The sequence below is a fragment of the Pseudomonas sp. EA_35y_Pfl2_R111 genome (genome assembly GCF_963970955.1).
Classification (GTDB): Bacteria; Pseudomonadota; Gammaproteobacteria; order Pseudomonadales; family Pseudomonadaceae; genus Aquipseudomonas.
Genome location: NZ_CAXAOM010000006.1, coordinates 25022 through 43796, shown reverse-complemented (window position 1 = coordinate 43796; position 18775 = coordinate 25022). Strand labels below are relative to the sequence as shown.

Below are 18775 nucleotides of genomic sequence, written 5' to 3'. Positions count from 1 at the left end.
TAGAACTGACGAGTCCTCTGGCGATACGGATAATCACCACCTGAATACGATCACCAAGGCACGCTCATGCACCTTCAACCCTGGTCCCACGACAGCAGCGCCGGTTTTACCCTGCGTGGCTGGCATTCACCGCCTTCGGGCAAGCCTGTGCTGCATTTTCTGCATGGCAATGGCTATTGCGGGCGGGTGTATACGCCGATGCTGGCGCTGTTGGCCGAGGACTTCGATCTGTGGCTGTGCGATGTGCAGGGCCACGGCGAGAGTGATCATGGCGGGCGTTTCCATGGCTGGAATCGCAGTGCCGAGCTAGCGTTGGAGGCATTTGCCGCGGGTCGTGAGCGCTTTGCCGATGCACCGGTGTATGCACTGGGCCACAGCTTTGGCGGGGTCCTGACCAGCCTGATGTTGGCCCAACAACCGCAGCTGTTCCAGCGTGCGGTATTGCTTGATCCGGTGCTGTTCAGCCCAGCGATGATTGGAGTGATGGCGCTGTCCGATGTGGTCGGCTTGAGCCGGCGCACAACCTTGGCCAGCAAGGCACTCAAGCGCCGCAGCATCTGGCCGGATCGCGCCGCCGCCCACGCGGCACTGCATGGCCGTGGGATGTTCCGCGGCTGGACCGAAGAAGCCTTTGCCGCCTATATCCAGCACGCGCTGAAAGACAGCGACAAGGGCGCCGAGCTGCGTTGCCGGCCGAGCCGCGAGGCCGACATCTTTAGCTCCTTTCCAAAGCGCCTATGGCCGTCGCTGGCCAAGGTGACGACGCCGACTCAGGTGCTTTACGGCCAGCGCAGCTACCCCTTTGTTGCCAGGTCGGTGGCGCGCTGGTGTGCCAGCAATGCCCAGGTCAGCGCCCATGTGGTGCCGGGCGGGCACTGCTTTATGCAAGAGCAGCCGGCCGACAGCGCCGCGCGTGTGACGCACTTTCTATTGCAGCGCGACTAAGCCCGATGACTTGCCGTGAGGATGTCTGGCTGGCTCTCTCCGAGCTGTGGCTGGACACGGAGCTGGATCAGTCGGCGCTCCGACATATCGCCACGCGGCTGCGCGCCAGTGGTCTGCGCCTGGATGAGTTGCAGCATATCTACGGCTATGAGGTGGCGCCGCAGGTCTGGCTTAACCACTGGGCGGTCGCCGGGGTGTGGGACGGTTTCGAGCCGCAATGGCTGTTTGCCGGTTGCCGGCGCAATCAGTTGGCTGGGCGCTGGCACCGCTTGAAATGCCGCCTGCTGCGCCGGGCGATGACCTACGGATGTCGCGTCGAGTGGCAGCAGATCGTGGCGTTTCTGGCTCACCCCGACGGCGACTAGCCTGCCTTAATGCTGCGTGCTGTTATCCGAATCCTGGCGCTGACTGCGCCACTGTTGCATCTCAATCACCTGAGCGCTGGGCGCTGGCGGCTCGCGAAAGGGATGCGGGGCCAGCTCGATGCGCCCCAGCTGTTTACCAAACAGGGTGATGCTGCCGATATGTCGCTGCTCGCCGGTGACCGTGAACTCGAAGCCATACACCCGCGCCAGTCGCTTGCGCCCGCGTGCATCGGGCAGGAGGGCGAGCCGACGCAGGGCGACATTTTCATCAAGCAACTCGATGTCGGATTTGGCGCAGTGTTGTTTCACCAAACCAAGTGCGTGTTCACGCAAGCCATGGGCATGCCACAGCCAGGCGCAGGCGGTGGCGAACAGCATCAGCAGAAATACATCGAAGAGGTCGATCATGGCGGCTCCGGCGGCAGAGTGCAGAGCTTAACCGATTGCCGCACAGTTCTTGGTGCTGGGCTTGTCGCCGTTAAGCAGTTGCTTTAGCGTCCGCGCACGCCAATTCGAAAAGGAATTCCCATGCAGTGTCCTGCCTGCCGTACCACCACGTTGCAACCAACCAAACTGGATGACGGCTTGCTGGCCCACGGCTGCCCACAGTGTTCTGGCGCCTTGGTGGCCCTGCTGTACTACCGCGACTGGGCAGAGCGCCAGCCGCAGAATGATGAACCGCAGCCACAGGTTGAAGCGGTGCCTGCCAGCGAAAGCCAGCAGGCGCTGAGCTGCCCGAAATGCGCCAAGCTGATGAGTAAATTCCAGATCAGCGGCACCCACAGTAACCGTCTGGATCTGTGCGGCAGCTGCGATGAAGCCTGGCTGGATAATGGCGAGTGGCAGCTGCTCAAGGCGCTGGAGCTCAGCCACAAGATGCCGAGCATTTTCACCGAAGCCTGGCAGCGCAAGGTGCGCCAGCAAGCCTCCGAGGAAGCACGCCGGCAACGCTTCGCTCGGCTGGTTGGGGATGAAGCCATTGCCCGCGCGGACGATATTCGCAGCTGGCTGAAGGATCATCCGCAGCGTCGCGAGCTGCTGTTCTATATCGGTCACGAGTGACCCTGAAGCTATTCGTGGAGCAGGACGCTGTATATGAACAAGTGGGCTGTTTCGGCGCTGGCTGGCCTGACGTTGTTGATTACTGTTGGCTGGTTGTGGTCACGAGATGAAGCGTTGAGTCCGCTGGCTAAGGTTTGGCTTGAGCAGGCGGCTGCCAATCTGGGTGAAAGTCCCGCCTATTACCAGCTTATGGGAATGGATGCGCCTGCTGGCCGCGACCCGCAGATAGAAGGTCATAAGCGTGTGGCGCGCTATCACCAGCGGTTGCATAGTCAGGAGGCGCATCCCCGCACAGACGTGTCGCCACTGGCGATGCCGGGGGACGCGTTGTGCGTGCTCGGTGCGCAGGGTTGCTTGCAAGGGTTGAGGCATGAGCCTGCAGAACGGCAAGCATTGCTCAGCCAGCACCGCGAACTGCTGCAACGCTATCAGCAGTTGTTGATGCTTGATGCGCCGCATACTGTGGCAAAGCTTGGCCTGGATGAGCCGATACCCAACTATGCAGCGGTGCTGTGGGGCAATCGATTGCGTTCGTTGCAGGCGCTGCAACTGGCTGAAGAGGGTCAAGGTGAAGATGCTCTGGCGTTGCTGCAGGAGGATGTTCGCCTGTTGCGTGTGTGGCTGTCGAATGCCGATAACCTGATCATGAAAATGGCCACCGTAACGCTCGTCGCGCAGAACCTGGATGCGTTAGCGGTGCTGTATCAAGCTGGGCTGATTCCTCAGCCGGACATTCAACAGCCTCTGAGCCGTGACGAGCGCTCGTTGTTACGGGCCATGCAACGTGAGTTCGCCATGGTGGCAACTGGTCTAACGGAGCATAGATATCAGGCGAATCTCGAGCAGGAGCTGGGTGTCAGTGCTTGGCGCCTGCAGTGGGTCTACAAACCACAGATGAGTATCAATGACAGCTTGCCCGCCTATGCCCGTTTGGCCAGTGAGTCACTTTTGAAGGCAGAGGCTTTTGTCGGGGTTTTGAGTGAGCCGGCGCCCTCTGTCGTTTCGACTTGGCGGCGCGTGCGTAACCCTGTTGGACGGATTCTGGTTGGTGTAGCGATCCCTGACTTCAGGCCTTATCTGGCCCGGCTGCATGACTTAGACGCCAAGCTTGTATTGTTCAATCGCCTAGGGCGACCTGCACAGGTGGGCGGTAATCCCTACCAACCCTACGAGCAGCCGGTTTGGGATGATAAGCATCAGCGTATGTGCTTTAACGGCCCGCTGCCGGACTCTAAGCAGGTACGTTGTCTACCCGCTAACCAGCCACTTTAGCGCCTCAACTATCTAGGCGAATACGGTTATGCCCCTGCGTTTTGGCTCCGTACAGATGGGTATCCGCCCGCCGCAACAGTTGTTGCAGCCTGTCGCCGGGGCGGGCGCAGGTCAGGCCGATGCTGATGCTGATGCTGATGCTGATGCTGTATGTACTTGTCTGCACGCTCAGCTTTTTTCTTTGTTCAAGGCCTGGTAGCGCTGCTGCAATTCGTGGCGGATCTGCCGGCGCTGCAGGGCCTGGCGCTGGCGGCGTTCGGCGTCGGCGGTGGCCGGCTCCAGGGTGGGAATGGGTACAGGCTTTCCCTGTTCATCCACCGCCACCATGGTGAAGAAGCAGCTGTTGGTGTGACGCACCGAGCGTTCGCGAATGTTCTCCGTAATGACTTTGATGCCGACCTCCATTGAGGTGCGCCCCGCATAATTAATCGAGGCGAGAAAGGTCACCAGTTCGCCAACGTGGATGGGCTTGAGGAATACCACTTGGTCGACCGACAGGGTCACCACGTAGCAGCCGGCATAGCGGCTGGCGCAGGCGTAGGCGACTTCGTCTAGGTATTTAAGCAGGGTGCCACCGTGCACATTGCCGGAGAAGTTAGCCATGTCCGGGGTCATCAGTACGGTCATCGTTAGCTGGGCGTTTCCGGGTTCCATAACAGGCTCTGTACGGGGAAGTAGGCCAACCATAACAGTTGGCGCCTGCTGTTGGCTGCGTTTAAGGCAGTCTGGCGCTGCTCTGCGGCAGGTTGAACCGTTGGCGCAGCTGGCTTAATTGCGCAGCTTCTTCGAGCAGAAAGCGGTCAAAGCGCTTGATCAGTTCGGGATGTTTGTAGCTGCTCAGGTGAAAGCTGGTGTTGACCTGCGGTAGCTGCGGGTCGAGCTGCACCTGAGCGGGGTCGAGGCCCAACTGGCGTAGCTGGTGCAGTACCACTTGCGGGTTGGCGTAGATGGCATCCAGGCGGTCGCGCTCCAGCATGCGGAGCAGGCTGTGGATGTCCTGAACCTCCACCAGCTCGACGCCGTTTTTGGCCAGCACGGGCTGCCAGGCTTCGGCGGTAAAGCCACGGACAATGCCCAGGCGTTTGACCGCGGGCAGCCCTCGGCCGAGTCGTTCAGCGCGCACCAGGGTGGCGTCGACAATCTGGACCACCGGCTGGCTGTAGTACAGCGTCTGGCCATCGCGGGCGTGACGGGCCCAGGCCGGGTTGTCGGGGAACAGCAGGTCGAGGTTTTGTCCGCTGAGCATATTGCGATACAGGCGGTTGACCGGTTGCGGGCGCAGCTCCAGCTCAAGGCCTTCGCGCGTGGCAAAGGCTCGCAGCAGAGCGATGCAGTAACCATCGAAATCCTGACCTTCTACGGCGCTGTAGTAGGGGTAGTAATCGTGATTTTCCAAGCCCACGCGCAGCGGTTCCGCTGTTGCGAGTGTGCTGTACAGCCAGCAGGCCAGGATAAAGCAGAAGCGCATGGGCCACTCCACCAGTGTGCGTTTTTTGTACAGCTTAGCTGTTACACACCGTCGCGTCAGGCGTGGGTCAGGTACCAGCGCCAGTCCTGTTCGCCCACTTCTCCCATAAATTGACGGAATTCGGCCCACTTGATCGCCAGGAACACCTTGAGGAAGTCCTCGCCCAGCGCTTCTTTGGCCCAGCTGGAGTTCTCCAGCGCGCGCAGGGCGGTCAGCCAGTCGGTGGGCAGGGTTTCGCGGGCTTGCTCGTAGCCGTTGCCGATGATTTCCTCGCCCGGATCGATCTGGTTCTTAATCCCATGATGGATACCGGACAGGATCGCCGCCGCCGCGAGATAGGGGTTGGCATCGGCACCGCAGATACGGTGCTCGACATGCCGGCTCTTGGCCGGGCCGCCCGGCACACGGAACGATACGGTGCGGTTGTTCACACCCCAGCTCTTGGCCAGTGGCGCGTAGCTGTTGGCCTGGAAGCGGCGGTAGGAGTTGGCGTTGGGGCAGAAGATCGCCAGGGTGTCATTCAGCGTGGCCATCATGCCGCCGATGGCGTGCCTCAAGAGCGTGCCGTGTCTGCCTTCGAGGTCAGAAAGCTCGCAGGCCATCAGGTTGTTGCCGTTTTCATCCGCCAAACTCACATGCATATGCATACCGCTGCCAGCCTGATCGCCAAACGGTTTGGCCATAAAGCAGGCCTGCAGCCCGTGCTTGTTGGCTACGCCCTTGACCAGGCGCTTATAGCGCACGCCTTCATCGATGGCTTGCAGTGCGTCGAAGCGGTGTTCCAGGGTCAGCTCGACCTGGCCGGGGGCGTACTCGGAAATCGCTGTGCGCACCGGTAGGCCCTGTACTTCGCAGGCGGTGTAAAGGTCGTCGAGGAACGGTTGCAGCTGCTCCAGCTCGTACACGCCGTACACCTGCGGCGCCTGCGGGCGCACGCCGTTGCTCTGCAGTGCCGGCTGCGGGCGGCCGTTGGCGTCGCGTTGTTTATCCAGCAGGTAGAACTCCAGCTCCACCGCCATTACCGGGTGGTAGCCGTCGGCCTTGAGCCGGTCGATGGCGCGCACCAGTACGTGACGCGGATCGGCTGGGGCTGCCGGCATTCCTTGCGTTGGATGCATGCTCACCTGCAACTGGCCGGTCGGTGTGCTGCGCCAGGGTTGCAGGGTCAGGCTGCCGGGTAGCGGGTAAGTCCAGCAGTCGGCGTCGGCGACCTCCCAGACCAGGCCGCTTTCTTCCACGTCCTCGCCCTGGATGGTCAGCGCCAGGATCGAGCTGGGCAGCGGCCGGCCGTTCTCGTAGATGGCCAGCAGCTCGTCGCGGTGCAGTAGTTTGCCGCGCGGGATGCCGTTGGCGTCGATCAGCATCATTTCAATCAGGCGCACCTCGGGGTGGGCGGCGAGGAAGTCATGTACTTCCTGAATATCGGCGATTTGCATGGTGGTTGTCTCTGTAGGGTGGATGACGCTTTATCCATCCACCGTGGGGATCGGTTATCGGTGCGGCCTGTTGGTGGATGAAAACAGCGTCAGCTACGCGCCCCGATCCACCCTACGAATTACTTGCGGGCGCCGGGGATGGCCAGCAGCTCAATAAGGGCCTGATCGAGCATGCCGATCAGCTGATCCACATCGTCCGCCGTGGTGCTTGGGCAGCACAGGGTCATGTTGTGGAACGGGGTGATCAGGATGCCGCGGTTGATCAGGTACAGGTGCAGGGCCATTTGCAGCTCGTCGTGGAACGCCGCCTCGGCCTGGGCGCCAGTCTTTGGCGACACCGGGCAGAACTGGAATTCGCTACGTGCGCCCAGCTCGGTCACCGACCACTTGAGGTCGTGCTTGTCGATCAGGCTACGGAAGCCATCGGCCAGGCGCTTGGCCAGCGGCAGCATGTGGTCGTAGGCGGCCTGGGTCATCACCTGTTCCAGGTTGGCGCGCATGCAGTGCATGGCCAAGGCGTTGGCGGACAGCGTGGTGCCCATGCCGCTATGGCCATGACCGTGGCTGTTTTCGCTGGCGCGTTTGCTTGCGGCGGTCATGGCCTCGGCCATCGCCGCACTGCAGCCGAAAATGCCGCACGGCACGCCGCCGGCAATCGGTTTGCCGACCACGAAGAAGTCTGGGTCGAGGTTCCACAGTTTGGTACAGCCACCCATATCGGTGGAGATGGTGTGGGTCTCGTCGATGATCAACAGCGCGCCGTATTTCTGGGTCAGCTCGCGGCATTGCTGCATAAAGCCCGGCTCGGGCAGGACCATGCCGATATTAGTCATCGCCGGCTCGCAGAGCAGGGCGCAGACATCGCCTTGGGCCAGTGCGGCTTCCAGTGCGGCGACATCGTTGAACGGGATCGAGCGGCTGTGCTGAGTCAGGTCGTAGGCTTGGCCGAGCAGGCCGGAACGCGGCACGGTTTCGCCATCGATGCAGCGCACCATCACGTCGTCCACCGTGCCGTGGTAGCAGCCGTCGAACACCAGCAGGGTTTTGCGCTGGGTGATCGCGCGGGCCCAGCGCAGCACGTAGCGGTTGGAGTCGGTGGCAGTGGCCGTGACCTGCCAGAACGGCAGGCCGAAGCGTGCGGCCAGCAGTTCACCGCAGACCACCGCGTCCTCGCCTGGGAGCATGGTGGTCAGGCCGTTGTTGCCTTGCTCGGCGATGGCCTTGGCGATCGGGGCCGGCGAGTGGCCAAACATGGTGCCGGTGTCCCCCAGACAGAAGTCGATGTATTCGTGGCCGTCGACGTCATAGAAACGCGCGCCCTTGGCCCGCTCGACGAACAGTGGCACCGGTGTCGACCAGTCGGCCATCCAATGCATCGGTACGCCGCCATACAGCGAGTTGCGCGCGCGTTCGGCCAAGGCCACGGATTTAGGGTTACGCGCAATAAAACGCTCGCGCTCACGGCTGGCGAAGGTTGCTACGGCGGATGGGCTGATACCGCTGGCAGTCATGTTGAACACCTCGTTCGAATATCTGCACATCCTATTTTGTGATCACATAAAACTCAAGCGTTGGTTTAATTCGGCTTTATTGCTAGATTGTCGTCATATTTGTGATCACAGGATGTTGCGAAATGGTCCTTCAACAGCAGGTCGCGCTGATCAGCGGCGCGGGCAGTGAATCGGGAATCGGCCTGGCCATCGCCCGGCGTCTGGGCCGTGCCGGTGCGCGGGTGTTGCTGACTGCCAGCAGTGCGCGGGTCGAGCAACGGGTCGCCGAGTTGTGCGCTGAAGGTATTCAAGCACGTGGCCGCGCAGCTGACCTGACTGATGAGCAGCAAGTGGCCGAGCTGGTCGAGTGGGCTCAGGCGCAGTGGGGGCAGATCGACATTCTGGTAAACAACGCCGGCATGGCCATGCAAGGCAGCCCCGAGCCGTTTGCCGAGCTGGCGGACATGGACCTGGCGACCTGGAACCTGTCCATCGCGCGCAACCTCGGCACGGCTTTTCTGCTGACCCGTGCGGTGCTGCCGGGCATGCGTGCGCGCGGCTACGGGCGCATCGTCAATATCAGCTCGACCACCGGCACCCGTGGCAGCAACCCTGGCGAGGCGGCTTACAGCGCAGCCAAGGCCGGCATGCTCGGCCTGAGCATGGGACTGGCGCTGGAAGTGGCCAAGCAGGGTATTACGGTCAACAGCGTGGCACCGGGCTGGATCGCCACCGGCTCGAGCACCGAGGAGGAGCGCCACGCGGCAGAGTACACGCCGATGCGCCGTGCTGGCCGGCCAGAAGAAGTCGCTGCCGCCGTGGCCTTTTTGGCTTCGCCGGAGGCCAGCTATATCACCGGCGAGGTCATCGTGGTGGACGGCGGTAACTGCCTGATCGAGAACAAAGCCCCCTGCTGAACGGCTGCGCGTCGATCTGGCTGTGTTGAAAAGCGGATCGGAAAGCCGCTTGCGGTTAACGCGCTTTAGCGCGACCGAAGGGCGAGTGAAACGAGTACTGCTCATTTACAACTCGTAAACTCGTGTGCGAGCCCAGTCCGCGTCCTCGCCGCTTTGACCAGCCGGAGGCTGTTACTAACGTAGCGCCTTGCCAGCTTCTAGCTCGCGCGCTCAGATGCTCGTACCTATTTTGGAGAACCCCATGCATAACTGTTCACTTACCCTCGCCCAACTCCCCGCACCACCGCTACGGGGCTGAACGAATATGGCCGATAACCTGCAGGACCAGCTCTATCAACGTATTCGTGAAAGCCTGCTGGCGGGGCGCTTCCAGCCCGGCGAGCGTTTGAAAATTCGTGATCTGGCGGCCGAATGGGGCACCAGCCCGATGCCGGTGCGCGCCGCTCTGCAGCGCCTGGTCGCGGAAGGCGCACTGGAGGGCGAGCCGCAGCGCTCGGTGCGCGTACCGCCGATGACCCGTGAGCGTTACCAGAATATCTTTCAGGTGCGCTTGGGCCTCGAAGGCCTCGCCGTGGAATTGGCCACCCCGCGCCTGACCCCGGCCGACCTGGCCGAGTTGCGTGATTGCGTGGTGCGCATGGACCAGGCCATCGAGCAGCGCCAGGTGCAGGCCTATCTGGATGCCAACAGCCAGTTTCACCTGCACCTCTACAGCGCCTGCGGCAACCCGGTATTGCTGCGCTCAATCGAGTCGTTGTGGTTGCAGGTTGGGCCGTTCTTCAATCGGCTTTTTACTGACGCCGATCTGTCGCTGCGCCTCAACGACTTCCACGAGGATGCTTTTGCCGCCATCGAAGCCGGTGACGCCAAGGCCGCGCGGCAGGCTATGGAGCAGGACCTGAGCTACTTCGCGCGCTTCCTGCTCAATCTGCTGGACTTGGATCTGGCCCAACGTTGAGAAGCTGGCAGCGGGTGTGTTCTGGGACTCAACCAGAGCACTGGCAGTACTGGCCTTGGCCTGTACTTCTCGGCGCGTATTGCTGGCCTGCATTGCCGTGGCGAACACTGTGGGCACATTGAACTGGCTAATGGTGGCCACTCGGTGGCGGTAAGTTTCGCATTTACTTACCCTGATACCCCTCCGGCGTGCGGAGAGTAGAGAGATAAACCCCCATGATGCATATTCCCCGGGTGCTGAACCCGCAACAGGTGACTGAGTGCCGTGAACTGTTGCAGCGCGCGCAGTGGATGGACGGTCGGCAAACCGCTGGGCCGCTGTCGGCGTTGGTCAAGAACAACCTGCAACTGCCAGTGGGCAGTGCCGAGGCGCAGCAGATCGGGCAGATGATGCTGGCGGCGCTGGAAAGTAACGCGCTGTTTATGTCTGCCGCGCTGCCACGGCGAGTGCTGCCGCCACGCTTCAATTGCCACCAAGTTGGGCAAGCTTACGGTCTGCATGTGGACAATGCGGTGCAGCGGCTGGCCGGCGGCGAGATGTTGCGCTCGGATCTATCGGCCACGTTGTTTCTCAGCGGGCCTGACGAGTACGAGGGCGGTGAGTTGGAAATCGTCGCCAGTCTGGCTACCCACAGCATCAAACTGGCAGCTGGTGACTTGCTGCTTTATCCCTCGACCAGCCTGCATCAGGTCTGCCCGGTGACGCGGGGCACACGCTTGTGTGCGTTTTTCTGGTTGCAGAGCATGGTGCGCGATGCCGAGCAGCGGCGCTTGCTGTTTGAGCTGGATCAGAGTGTTCAGCAGCTCTCGCGGGAGCTGGGCAATGACCATTCCAGCGTGCTGCAACTTACCGGCGTGTACCACAACCTGATGCGCCAATGGGCGGATATCTGACCTGAGCGTCTGCGCTCTAGGGCACGCAGCTCAAAGGTTGCTCACGCCAGGCTGCCCAAGCCTGTGGCCAGCCCTCGGCATGACCGACACCCGGCAAGATGGCAGTCTCCAGGCAATCAGCCTGCCCTAGCGCCCGCCGGTAATCATCGAGTAGCACGCGCGGTATGACGCGGTCGGCGTCGCCCAGCAGATGGCGCTGCGGTATGCGGGCCAGGCGCTCGCGCTGGTCGAGCGGTTCCAGTGAACCGTCCAGCGGTGTCAGCGTGAGCGTCGCCGTCCAGCGACGCGGGCTGAGGTTGCCGGCCAGCGTTTGCACTTGGGCGATATCGTCGCGGCGTAGCGCCAGCAGCAGCGCCAACGTTGCCCCGCCGGAATAGCCGACTAGCTCGAAGTCCCGGTTGTCATAGCGCGCCTTGAGCTGATCGAGCGCCTGGTCGAGGCTGTGCACGATTTCTTCGGCATAGCGCCGGTTGGTCCACAAGGCCGTCGTGCAGGTGGGCGCACTGATGAACTGGCAGGGCCTCGCCAGATACAGGTTGGGCGTCGGGTCGGTAAAGGCCAGTTCGGCTAGCAGTAATTGGCGTGGGCTGGGATCGAGGCTGGGTTGGCTGGACGTTGCCCAGGCATGGCCGTCGCCTTCCAGATATACACGTAGGCGCTGACCCGGCACCGCGTGGCGCGGCGTGGCCAATACCAAGGGAAAAGGTGAGCCGGGCAGGTTTTCCACCTGCCGCTCATGCGCTACGGCCAATTCCTGCAACTGGCTGAGCGGGGTCTGGCAGGCGCTCAACAGAATTGCGAGCAGCAGTAGCGCGCTGCGTGTCGAATCTGCCAGAAGCGCCCTCATCAAAAGTCGTAACGCACCTTGGCCTGCAAGGTATCGGTCTGGAAGTCTTCCTTGCCGCTGTAGTCGTAGCTGACGCCAAAGGTGGTGGCGGCCAGTTTGTACTCCAGGCCGAGGCCAGCTTCGTAGCGGGTGCGCGCCGGGCTGGCACCAGTCGCCAGGAAGGGCGAGCCGCCGAAGGTGAAGCTGGCGCTGGTGGCGACCCGGTCGGCGGCGAAGTCGTGGTAGACCATGACCTTGGCTTCCGGCTGCAGGGTGCCCTGGCCTAGTGGTAGGTTGCCGGACAGGCGCACCCCGGCACCAAGTTCGACCACTTCATAGCGTTGGTCATCCACGTCCAATGCGGCGATTGAGCCCTTCTCACGGAAGCTGTCGATATCCACGCGGGCGTAGCGGGCGGCTGCGCGCGGTTCGACCTGCAAGCCGTTGTCCAGCTGAATGCCATAACCACCGAGCACATCCAGGCCGAGCAGCTGGCTGTCGTAGTCGCCTTTGGCCTCAGTGCCAGCAATATAGCGGGTGCTGTCGTTATGGTTGAGGCCGAGGGTCAGGCTGGAGTCGAGGAACCAGGCGTCCTGCTCATAGCCGCTGTACAGGGTGATGGCGTGGCCATCGATATCGGCCTGGTTGCCGCCATCGGCACTGATATCGCTGTTCAGGTAGCTGTAGGCTAGGCCCAGGGTTAGCTGATCGGTCACCTTGGTATCGGCGCCGATGGCAAGGCCGGAGAGGTCGGCGTCGTAGCCTTCGATACCGTCACGGCTGTCCTGCTCGACCTGGCTGCCCAGCGCTTTCATCCACAGGCCGGCGTCCTTGAAGCTGTCACCGGACGACTGGCCACGCAGGCCCTGAGTGCGCTGGTTGGCATTGAGGTGGGCTGTGTTGTTCAGGCCATAGGCGGCCTGCAGGCTGGCGCCGTTGACCTGGGGGACCAGCTGCTCGGCGGTATCTGCGACCTGCTGGGCATCACCAGCCAACGCATCGAGCACCGGGTTGTTTGGGCTGTTGGTGGCCATGGTGGAAAGCAGCGGCAGGATGGCACTGCCCGCCGACTGGGCATTTGGGCTGTTGCCGATGAAGTTGTATTGGTCAACGGTGCTGACCGTGGCCACAACCTTGCCGGCATTCACCGCGAAGCTGTCGACGCGCAGCAGTGCCGAATCGCGTGCAACCACGCTGAGGCCGTTGTTGACGATGCCTTCGCCGGACAGCAGGGTGTAGGTCGTGTTGTCTGCGGCGAAATCTGCGCCGCGCACCTTCAGGCCAATCTGCGAGCTGTTGCCGAAGGTGGCGGTGCCCAAACCTGTGACAATCGCATTGCCATCGCCGGTGCCGCTGGCCACAGGGGTGGCGCTGCTCAGGTACATATCCAATTTGGCATTGGAGGCCAGGGTCAGGCTGCCGGTGAGGGTGGTGCGGTCCTGCTCCAGAGTCAGACGTGCGCCACTAGCCACGTTGATCATCTGGTTGGCGCTGGCATTACGGTAGCGCACATCACCGTTGACGATGATGGTGTTGAGGCCCGTGATGGCTCCGATAATGCTGCCACCATTCCAGTTCAGGGTGGTGGTGCCGGCTGTGAAGCTTGTGTTGCTAAAGTCCACGTCGCCATCGACGTTGACCTGGTTCGCCCCGTTGACCAGACCGCTGATGCTGCCGCCACTCCAATTAAGGGTAAGTATTCCTGCGCTCAGGTTGGTTATTGCATTTGGGGCGTTAATGCTGCCGCTTATTTGATTAATGGTTAAGTTGCTTGCTGATTCCAAATAAATGCCATACGAGTTATTGGAAATCGTGCCCCAGTTATTTAACGTATCTAAGCTCCCAAGTGATGTTATGTAGAGAGTTCCTGAGGAGTTTCCAGTCCCGTTAAGTGTTCCGTAATTGTCGATACTGCCAATGGTTGTTCGTATTTCAATGACGTCTTCGCTGTCGTAGTTGTTCGCGATGATTGTCGTGGTACTGGGAATAGTTACTTGAGCGCAAGCTTGGTTGAGAATCACCTCAGCATTTGCACTGCCTAACGTAATCGGACAGCCAGGGACTGCTAAGGCAGAGCTGCTATTAGCAGCGATAGCCAGGGCGAGCAGGGAAAGGCGCGAAGCTGAAGGCGTCATGGGAGTCCTTGTTGTCATTGGCGGCAGGGCATTGATGGCCAATAGATGGCAAAGCGCCATATCTTGCCTAGCTGGCAAGAGGCAAACAAGTAAATTCAGGCGACCGCTTATCGCTGTGCACTGATGGGTCTATGGACTCGCGGCTGCAGATAACTTGGTTTGGAGCTACCTGTGGCTACGTGGAGAAGGACTATCGTGAGTCGATCTGGGCTCGCCAATCTGATGGCTGGCGAGCTTAGCGTGTAGTCGCCGTTCAGCTTTCCAGCCACACGTCACGCACCCAATGCCAGACCGATTCCCAGCTTTCGTCTTCGTTGATTTCGGTGGTGTCGGCTTCCCATAGCAGCACGGTGCCGTCTTCTTCGACCACGTAGTAGTTGCCGTGGTCTTCGCACAGCGGCACGAATTCGCGTGGCACGCCCAGGGACCAGGCGGTGGCGGCGACTTCCGGCAGGTAAGTGTGTGATTGCGGGTCGCTGGCGGTAACGGGCTCCAGGCGGCCGTAGACCACGTCGCTGACCTGTAGGAGGAATTCGCGCAGGCCGTAGGGCAGGTGGATCAGGATCTGCTCCTGAATCTCCACCAGGGTTTCTTCTTCCGGCAATTCCAGCGGGACGGGCACCGGCTCGTTGAGTTCGCGCAACTGTTCGATGACTTCTTCCACGGTGTCTGCCTCATTTATTACGGGGTATACGGGAGCGTCTTATACCCTAGACGGGTCTAAGCAAAAAGCTGGCACAGTGCTATTGTGCAGATGAACAGTGCGTCAATTTTTGAACGTCATAAGTTGGTTGGGTCATGAACAGTCAAACGCAAGAGTCCGAAGACGGTGCACTCAGCGAGGAAGAGCGGTTACAGCTGCTGACTACCGCTGGTAAGCGCAACCGCCTGTTTATCCTGGCGCTGGCCGGGGTACTGGGTAGCCTGATGCTGGTTTCGGTCGGGCTGAATATTTACAGCGCGTTCAGTGCCGGCGACGAGCCGCGTATTCAGGCGCTGGAACAGCAGATCCTGCAGCTTGAACAGCAACTGGCGGTGCAGCAGACCGCGTTGAGCAACCAGGAAGAACTGCTGGCCAGCCAGCAGGCATCGCAGCTGACGGGGATGTTCGAGCGCGTGGAGAACCCCGACAGCATCGCCGAAGTAAGCAAGGTGTTGCAGGCTCAGGAGCGTGATTACCAGCAGGTAATGCAGGGCCTGAAGGTCGGTATGCGTGACCTGGCCAATATGCTGCCAGGTTCGCGCAGCTGGCTGGCGCATTACGAAGAAGCGATTGACCGTGCCCAGCTCAACAGCCGCAAACGCAGTGAAGATATTCAGGCCTGGGGCGACAAGGCCCAGCAGCCTGCCCCGGCGGCCAAGCCGCCAGGTAAGAGCGTCAACTAGCCCATGTGGTAGAAGGCCAGCTTATTGCCATCGAGATCGCGGAAGTAGGCGCCGTAGAAGCCTGGTATGCGCTCGCCGGGTTTGCCTTCGCAGCTTGCACCCAGCTCGATGGCTTTGGCGTAGAGCTTGTCCACACCTTCGCATGAGCCGCCGGGCAGGGCGATCATCTGGCCATTGCCTGGGGTAGGCGCTTGTTTGTCATAGGGCAGGCAGACCGCAAACATCGGCTGACCCTTGGCGATGCCGTAGAAGGCAATACGGCCCATATCCATGACTACTCTTGCGCCCATTTCGGCCAGCAATGGGGTGTAGAAAGCCTTGGCTTTTTCCATGTCAGTGGTGCCAACCGTGGTGTATCCGATCATTGCACAGTCCTCGCGTTGGGTAGGTTCGAGCGGTTCAGATTGCACCGTGAATGGAACGCGCGCCAGTCCATACATGTGCTGAATGATGGATAAAGAAAACCCGGGGCTTGCCCGGGCTTCTTGATGCAGCGAAGGATCAGCCGTTTTGGCGGATACCAGCAACCAGCCACGGCTGGTCGTCACCGACGGCACGCTCCAGGCGCCAGCTTTCGCTGAACACTTCGCCTTGGTCAAAGCGCGAGGTCTTGGCCACGCCGGTAAAGGTCAGGGTGGCGACGGTCTTGTCGCTGAGGTCATCTACGCCATCCAGCTGTACATCGAGGTTGTCGACGTAGGTGGACTGGAAGCCATCGCCCAGATCAGCACGCTCGCGGCTGAGGAACTCCAGCAGCTGCGGGGTGACGAACTCGCCGATCTTGTCCATCTCGTTGGCATCCCAGTGCTGTTGCAGGCTGAGGAAGTGCTCACGACCGGCGTTGATAAAGCTCTGCTCGTTGAACCAGGCCGGGGCGTTGATTACTGGCTTGATCGCGGCTGCAGCGCTGCTGCCACCGAAGATCGAAGCTGGAGCTGCAGGCATTTCACGCTGCATCGGTGCGCCGTTGGCAGTCGCCGGGCTGGCTTGCTGACGACGGGCGGCCAGGAAGCGGAACAGCAGGAAGGCGATGAGGCCGAAGATCAGCATGTCCATGATCTGCAGGCCTTCAAAGCCGTCACCCATAAACATCGAGGCCAGCAGACCACCCGCGGCCAAACCGGCCAATGGACCCAACCAGCGCGAGGCACCGCTGGCGGCAGCGGGTTGACGACCGGCGGCAGCCGGTGCGGCGGATTGCTGGGCCGGCGCCTGGCGAGCCTGGTGGCTTGGCGCGGAACCGAAGGATTTACCGCCGCCCAGACGTTTGGCTTCGGCGTCGAAACTCATGGTGGTCAGTCCCAGGCTGAGGAACATGGCCAGGGCGATGCTAAGGAAACGCTGCATGGTTAGCTGTCTCTTGGTGATTGGATCTACGCGCGGCATCTTGCCCGGCGTAGCCGCCGCTGGCTAGGCCTAGAATGTTTCCGGCTTTTGCCTTCGGGTCTGTCTCCGATCAGCTGCGCGTCGGCCCTGCCGCGTTAAAAACAGGCTCCGCAAGCCGCTTGCGGCTAACGCGCTTCAGCGCGGCCCGAAGGGCGAGCGAAGCGAGTAATGCTCATGTACAAAAGTACACTCGCGTGCGAGCCCAGTCCGCGTCCTCGCCGTTTTGACCAGCCAAAGGCTGTTACTAACGTAGCGCCTTGCAGGACTCTAGCTCGCAAGATCTTAAATAGGTTTTGGGTCTTGGTCAGCGGCGCAGCAGCATCAGCAGCGGTCCGCAGCGTAACTGCCGGCGCAGCAGGGCGCGGAAGTCGGCGGGGTCTTCCTCGGGGTGGCGCAGCCAGTGGATAAAGGAGCGCAGATAAACGCCGGTCAGCAGGCTTTCCTCGGCGATACGGCACAGGTGCAGGGTTTCCCGCCGCGCTGCTTCGCGCCACCACTGCACGGTGCGGCTGATACGCAGCAGACCGCCAATCTGTAGATGGATATGCCCCGGTTCCAGCTTGTACAGCAGCATCTGCCCGCTGACTGCGCGGTGCGCGGCTAGGCTGTCGAGCCAGGCGATCAGCAGTTCTTCCAGGCGTTTGGCCGGCTCCAGCGTCAGTAGGTCGGCAGCGGTACCGCGGGCCAGCAGGGCCTGGTCGGCGCGGTCGAACCAGGCTTCGACCAGCTGATCCTTCTCGCGGTAATGCACAGCGATGGCATCCAGTCCCACACCCAGGTCGGCGGCTACATCGAACAGATGCAGGCGCTCCCAACCGCAGACATCGGCCAGTTGCAGGGCGCTATCGAGTATCTGTGCTGCGGAGACAGTTGCGCGTTTCATCGGCTCACCTCGCCAAGCAGTATGGGCGGCGAGCGCGGCAGGACCGATCTGAAACGACAAACGGAGCGTAGGGTGGATGACGCTTCACCCATCCACCACTGCGTTAATTGACGGTGGATGAAAAAAGCGCCATCCACCCTACTTATGGCGATGGGTATCGCTGCGCTCAACCCATCCTACGGTTACCGCTTAACGCCAGTTGTACAGCTCTTTCTCCGACAGCTGGTGCATCTGGCTGACCTGGGCCTGGAAGGCCTGCATTGAGGCCCAGATGCGGCCGTTCAGTTCGTTCTGTGCGGCCAGCTCGCCAAGCACCACTTCAGATTCGCGCTGCATGGCAGTCAGCACGTCGTCGGGGAAGCGCTTGAGCAAGGTGCCTTGTTGCTTAAGCTGATCCAGGGCCATGGCGTTGTGATAGACGTAGTCGTCGAGCATGTCCTGGTTGGCGGCGCGTGTGGCCTCCGTGAGGATGGCCTGCAGGTCGGCCGGCAGGCCGTCGAGGGCTTTCTGATTGATCAGCAACTCCAACACGGCCTGTGGCTCTTGCCAGCCGGGGTAGTAATAGAACTTGGCCGCTTTGTGCAAGCCGAAGGCCAGGTCGTTGTAAGGGCTGACCCAATCGGTGGCATCAATGGCGCTGGTTTGCAGGGCGGTGAAGATCTCGCCGCCTGGCAGGTTGACGGTGGTCGCGCCGAGTTTACTCAGCACTTCGCCGCCCAGGCCCGGCATGCGGATTTTCAGACCCTTGAGATCATCCAGCGAGTTGATTTCCTTGTTGTACCAGCCGCCCATCTGCATGCCGGTATTGCCCACCGCCAGCGGTTTTACGCCAAACGGTGCATAGGCTTCTTCCCATAGGGCCTGCCCGCCGCCTTTGCTCAGCCAGGCGTTCATTTCCGAGGTGGACAGACCAAACGGCACGGCAGTAAAGAACTGCGCCGCCGGCACCTTGCCTTTCCAGTAATACGCAGCGCCGTGGCCCAGCTCGGCAGTCCCGCGCGAAACGGCGTCGAACACCTCTAGCGGTGGCACCAGCTCGCCGCCGGCATACACCTTGATGGTCAGGCGGCCGTTGCTCATGGTCTTGACCCGCTCGGCCAGGCGCTCGGCGGCGGTGCCCAGGCCAGGAAAATTCTTCGGCCAGGCGGTAACCATCTTCCAGTGGAAGCTCTGCACCGGTTCGGCGGTGGCTTGCGGCGCGGCGGGTTCTTCCTTGCACCCAGTCAGGCCGAGGGCGACGAGCAGGGCGCTGGCAAGCAGCAGGCGACGGCGGATCATGGATGCTCCTTATTGTTTGAATGGACGATCAGTCACGCTTGGGCACCTTGTAGGAGCGGCCCATGGCCGCGACTG

Annotated in this window: 21 protein-coding genes and 1 pseudogene; 9 read left to right on the top strand and 13 right to left on the bottom strand. The window is 61.4% G+C overall.

Features of this window, described 5'->3' with window-relative positions; all coding sequences use genetic code 11:
- Positions 1 to 66 precede the first annotated feature (66 nt).
- Both AACY25_RS19270 and AACY25_RS19265 read left to right on the top strand, forming a co-directional pair.
- Positions 67 to 945, top strand: a complete 879-nt coding sequence (locus AACY25_RS19270) for an alpha/beta fold hydrolase (RefSeq protein ID WP_339526806.1) — start codon at positions 67 to 69, stop codon at positions 943 to 945.
- Positions 946 to 950: 5 nt separating this feature from the next.
- Complete coding sequence (locus tag AACY25_RS19265; protein WP_339526804.1) at positions 951 to 1310, top strand: DUF7079 family protein; 360 nt, start codon at positions 951 to 953, stop codon at positions 1308 to 1310.
- A 6-nt stretch (positions 1311 to 1316) separates the two neighbouring features.
- Here the strand turns inward: AACY25_RS19265 and AACY25_RS19260 are convergent, their stop codons facing one another.
- The gene (locus AACY25_RS19260) at positions 1317 to 1718 is read right to left on the bottom strand and encodes a DUF3301 domain-containing protein (RefSeq protein WP_304869797.1); all 402 of its coding nucleotides are present in this window, start codon (positions 1716 to 1718) and stop codon (positions 1317 to 1319) included.
- A 120-nt stretch (positions 1719 to 1838) separates the two neighbouring features.
- Here AACY25_RS19260 and AACY25_RS19255 point away from each other — a divergent pair, with 120 nt between their 5' ends.
- Both AACY25_RS19255 and AACY25_RS19250 read left to right on the top strand, forming a co-directional pair.
- Positions 1839 to 2372: a TFIIB-type zinc ribbon-containing protein gene (locus tag AACY25_RS19255; RefSeq protein ID WP_339526800.1), complete on the top strand. Its 534-nt coding sequence runs from the start codon at positions 1839 to 1841 to the stop codon at positions 2370 to 2372.
- Positions 2373 to 2405: 33 nt separating this feature from the next.
- Positions 2406 to 3644, top strand: coding sequence for a hypothetical protein (locus AACY25_RS19250; protein WP_339526798.1), 1239 nt, complete (start codon positions 2406 to 2408; stop codon positions 3642 to 3644).
- Positions 3645 to 3648: 4 nt separating this feature from the next.
- Here AACY25_RS19250 and AACY25_RS21060 read toward each other — a convergent pair whose 3' ends face one another.
- The 5 genes from AACY25_RS21060 to AACY25_RS19230 form a co-directional block, all read right to left on the bottom strand.
- Positions 3649 to 3810, bottom strand: coding sequence for a diguanylate cyclase domain-containing protein (locus AACY25_RS21060; RefSeq protein ID WP_445262169.1), 162 nt, complete (start codon positions 3808 to 3810; stop codon positions 3649 to 3651).
- Between the two features lie 2 nt (positions 3811 to 3812).
- Entirely contained in the window at positions 3813 to 4298 is a 486-nt protein-coding gene (locus AACY25_RS19245; protein WP_339526796.1) for an acyl-CoA thioesterase, read from the bottom strand.
- Positions 4299 to 4359: 61 nt separating this feature from the next.
- A complete protein-coding gene (locus tag AACY25_RS19240; RefSeq protein ID WP_339526794.1) occupies positions 4360 to 5112 on the bottom strand; it encodes a substrate-binding periplasmic protein in 753 nt (250 codons plus the stop codon).
- Between the two features lie 56 nt (positions 5113 to 5168).
- Positions 5169 to 6548 carry a glutamine synthetase family protein gene (locus AACY25_RS19235; protein ID WP_339526792.1) on the bottom strand — a complete coding sequence of 460 codons (1380 nt, stop codon included), beginning with the start codon at positions 6546 to 6548 and terminating at the stop codon, positions 5169 to 5171.
- A gap of 119 nt (positions 6549 to 6667) precedes the next feature.
- Positions 6668 to 8059, bottom strand: a complete 1392-nt coding sequence (locus AACY25_RS19230) for an aspartate aminotransferase family protein (protein ID WP_339526791.1) — start codon at positions 8057 to 8059, stop codon at positions 6668 to 6670.
- Positions 8060 to 8181: 122 nt separating this feature from the next.
- On the opposite strand from AACY25_RS19230, the gene AACY25_RS19225 reads away from it, so the two are divergent.
- The 4 genes and pseudogenes from AACY25_RS19225 (at position 8182) to AACY25_RS19210 (ending at position 10806) form a co-directional block, all read left to right on the top strand.
- Complete coding sequence (locus AACY25_RS19225) at positions 8182 to 8955, top strand: SDR family NAD(P)-dependent oxidoreductase (RefSeq protein WP_339526790.1); 774 nt, start codon at positions 8182 to 8184, stop codon at positions 8953 to 8955.
- A gap of 304 nt (positions 8956 to 9259) precedes the next feature.
- Entirely contained in the window at positions 9260 to 9913 is a 654-nt protein-coding gene (locus tag AACY25_RS19220; protein WP_339526788.1) for a GntR family transcriptional regulator, read from the top strand.
- 18 nt (positions 9914 to 9931) lie between these two features.
- Positions 9932 to 10089 (top strand): annotated as a pseudogene (locus tag AACY25_RS19215) (sensor histidine kinase); the annotation flags it as partial.
- Positions 10090 to 10128: 39 nt separating this feature from the next.
- Complete coding sequence (locus tag AACY25_RS19210; protein WP_339409212.1) at positions 10129 to 10806, top strand: Fe2+-dependent dioxygenase; 678 nt, start codon at positions 10129 to 10131, stop codon at positions 10804 to 10806.
- Positions 10807 to 10822: 16 nt separating this feature from the next.
- Here the strand turns inward: AACY25_RS19210 and AACY25_RS19205 are convergent, their stop codons facing one another.
- The 3 genes from AACY25_RS19205 to AACY25_RS19195 form a co-directional block, all read right to left on the bottom strand.
- Positions 10823 to 11653, bottom strand: coding sequence for an alpha/beta hydrolase (locus AACY25_RS19205; protein ID WP_339526787.1), 831 nt, complete (start codon positions 11651 to 11653; stop codon positions 10823 to 10825).
- Complete coding sequence (locus AACY25_RS19200; RefSeq protein ID WP_339526786.1) at positions 11653 to 13254, bottom strand: autotransporter family protein; 1602 nt, start codon at positions 13252 to 13254, stop codon at positions 11653 to 11655. The genes AACY25_RS19205 and AACY25_RS19200 overlap by 1 nt, the downstream gene beginning before the upstream one ends.
- A 766-nt stretch (positions 13255 to 14020) precedes the next feature.
- Positions 14021 to 14431, bottom strand: a complete 411-nt coding sequence (locus tag AACY25_RS19195; protein WP_269379478.1) for an SMI1/KNR4 family protein — start codon at positions 14429 to 14431, stop codon at positions 14021 to 14023.
- Between the two features lie 134 nt (positions 14432 to 14565).
- Between AACY25_RS19195 and AACY25_RS19190 the strand changes: the two genes are divergently transcribed.
- Positions 14566 to 15153: a hypothetical protein gene (locus AACY25_RS19190; RefSeq protein ID WP_339526785.1), complete on the top strand. Its 588-nt coding sequence runs from the start codon at positions 14566 to 14568 to the stop codon at positions 15151 to 15153.
- Here the strand turns inward: AACY25_RS19190 and AACY25_RS19185 are convergent.
- From AACY25_RS19185 to AACY25_RS19170, 4 genes are all read right to left on the bottom strand, one after another.
- Positions 15150 to 15518: a VOC family protein gene (locus AACY25_RS19185; RefSeq protein WP_339526784.1), complete on the bottom strand. Its 369-nt coding sequence runs from the start codon at positions 15516 to 15518 to the stop codon at positions 15150 to 15152. The genes AACY25_RS19190 and AACY25_RS19185 overlap by 4 nt on opposite strands.
- A gap of 136 nt (positions 15519 to 15654) precedes the next feature.
- Positions 15655 to 16500 (bottom strand): Tim44 domain-containing protein, encoded by an 846-nt coding sequence (locus AACY25_RS19180; protein WP_339526783.1) that lies wholly within the window; start codon positions 16498 to 16500, stop codon positions 15655 to 15657.
- Positions 16501 to 16843: 343 nt separating this feature from the next.
- Entirely contained in the window at positions 16844 to 17422 is a 579-nt protein-coding gene (locus AACY25_RS19175; protein ID WP_339526782.1) for a TetR/AcrR family transcriptional regulator, read from the bottom strand.
- Between the two features lie 189 nt (positions 17423 to 17611).
- The gene (locus AACY25_RS19170) at positions 17612 to 18700 is read right to left on the bottom strand and encodes a TRAP transporter substrate-binding protein (RefSeq protein ID WP_339526781.1); all 1089 of its coding nucleotides are present in this window, start codon (positions 18698 to 18700) and stop codon (positions 17612 to 17614) included.
- Positions 18701 to 18775: the final 75 nt, after the last annotated feature.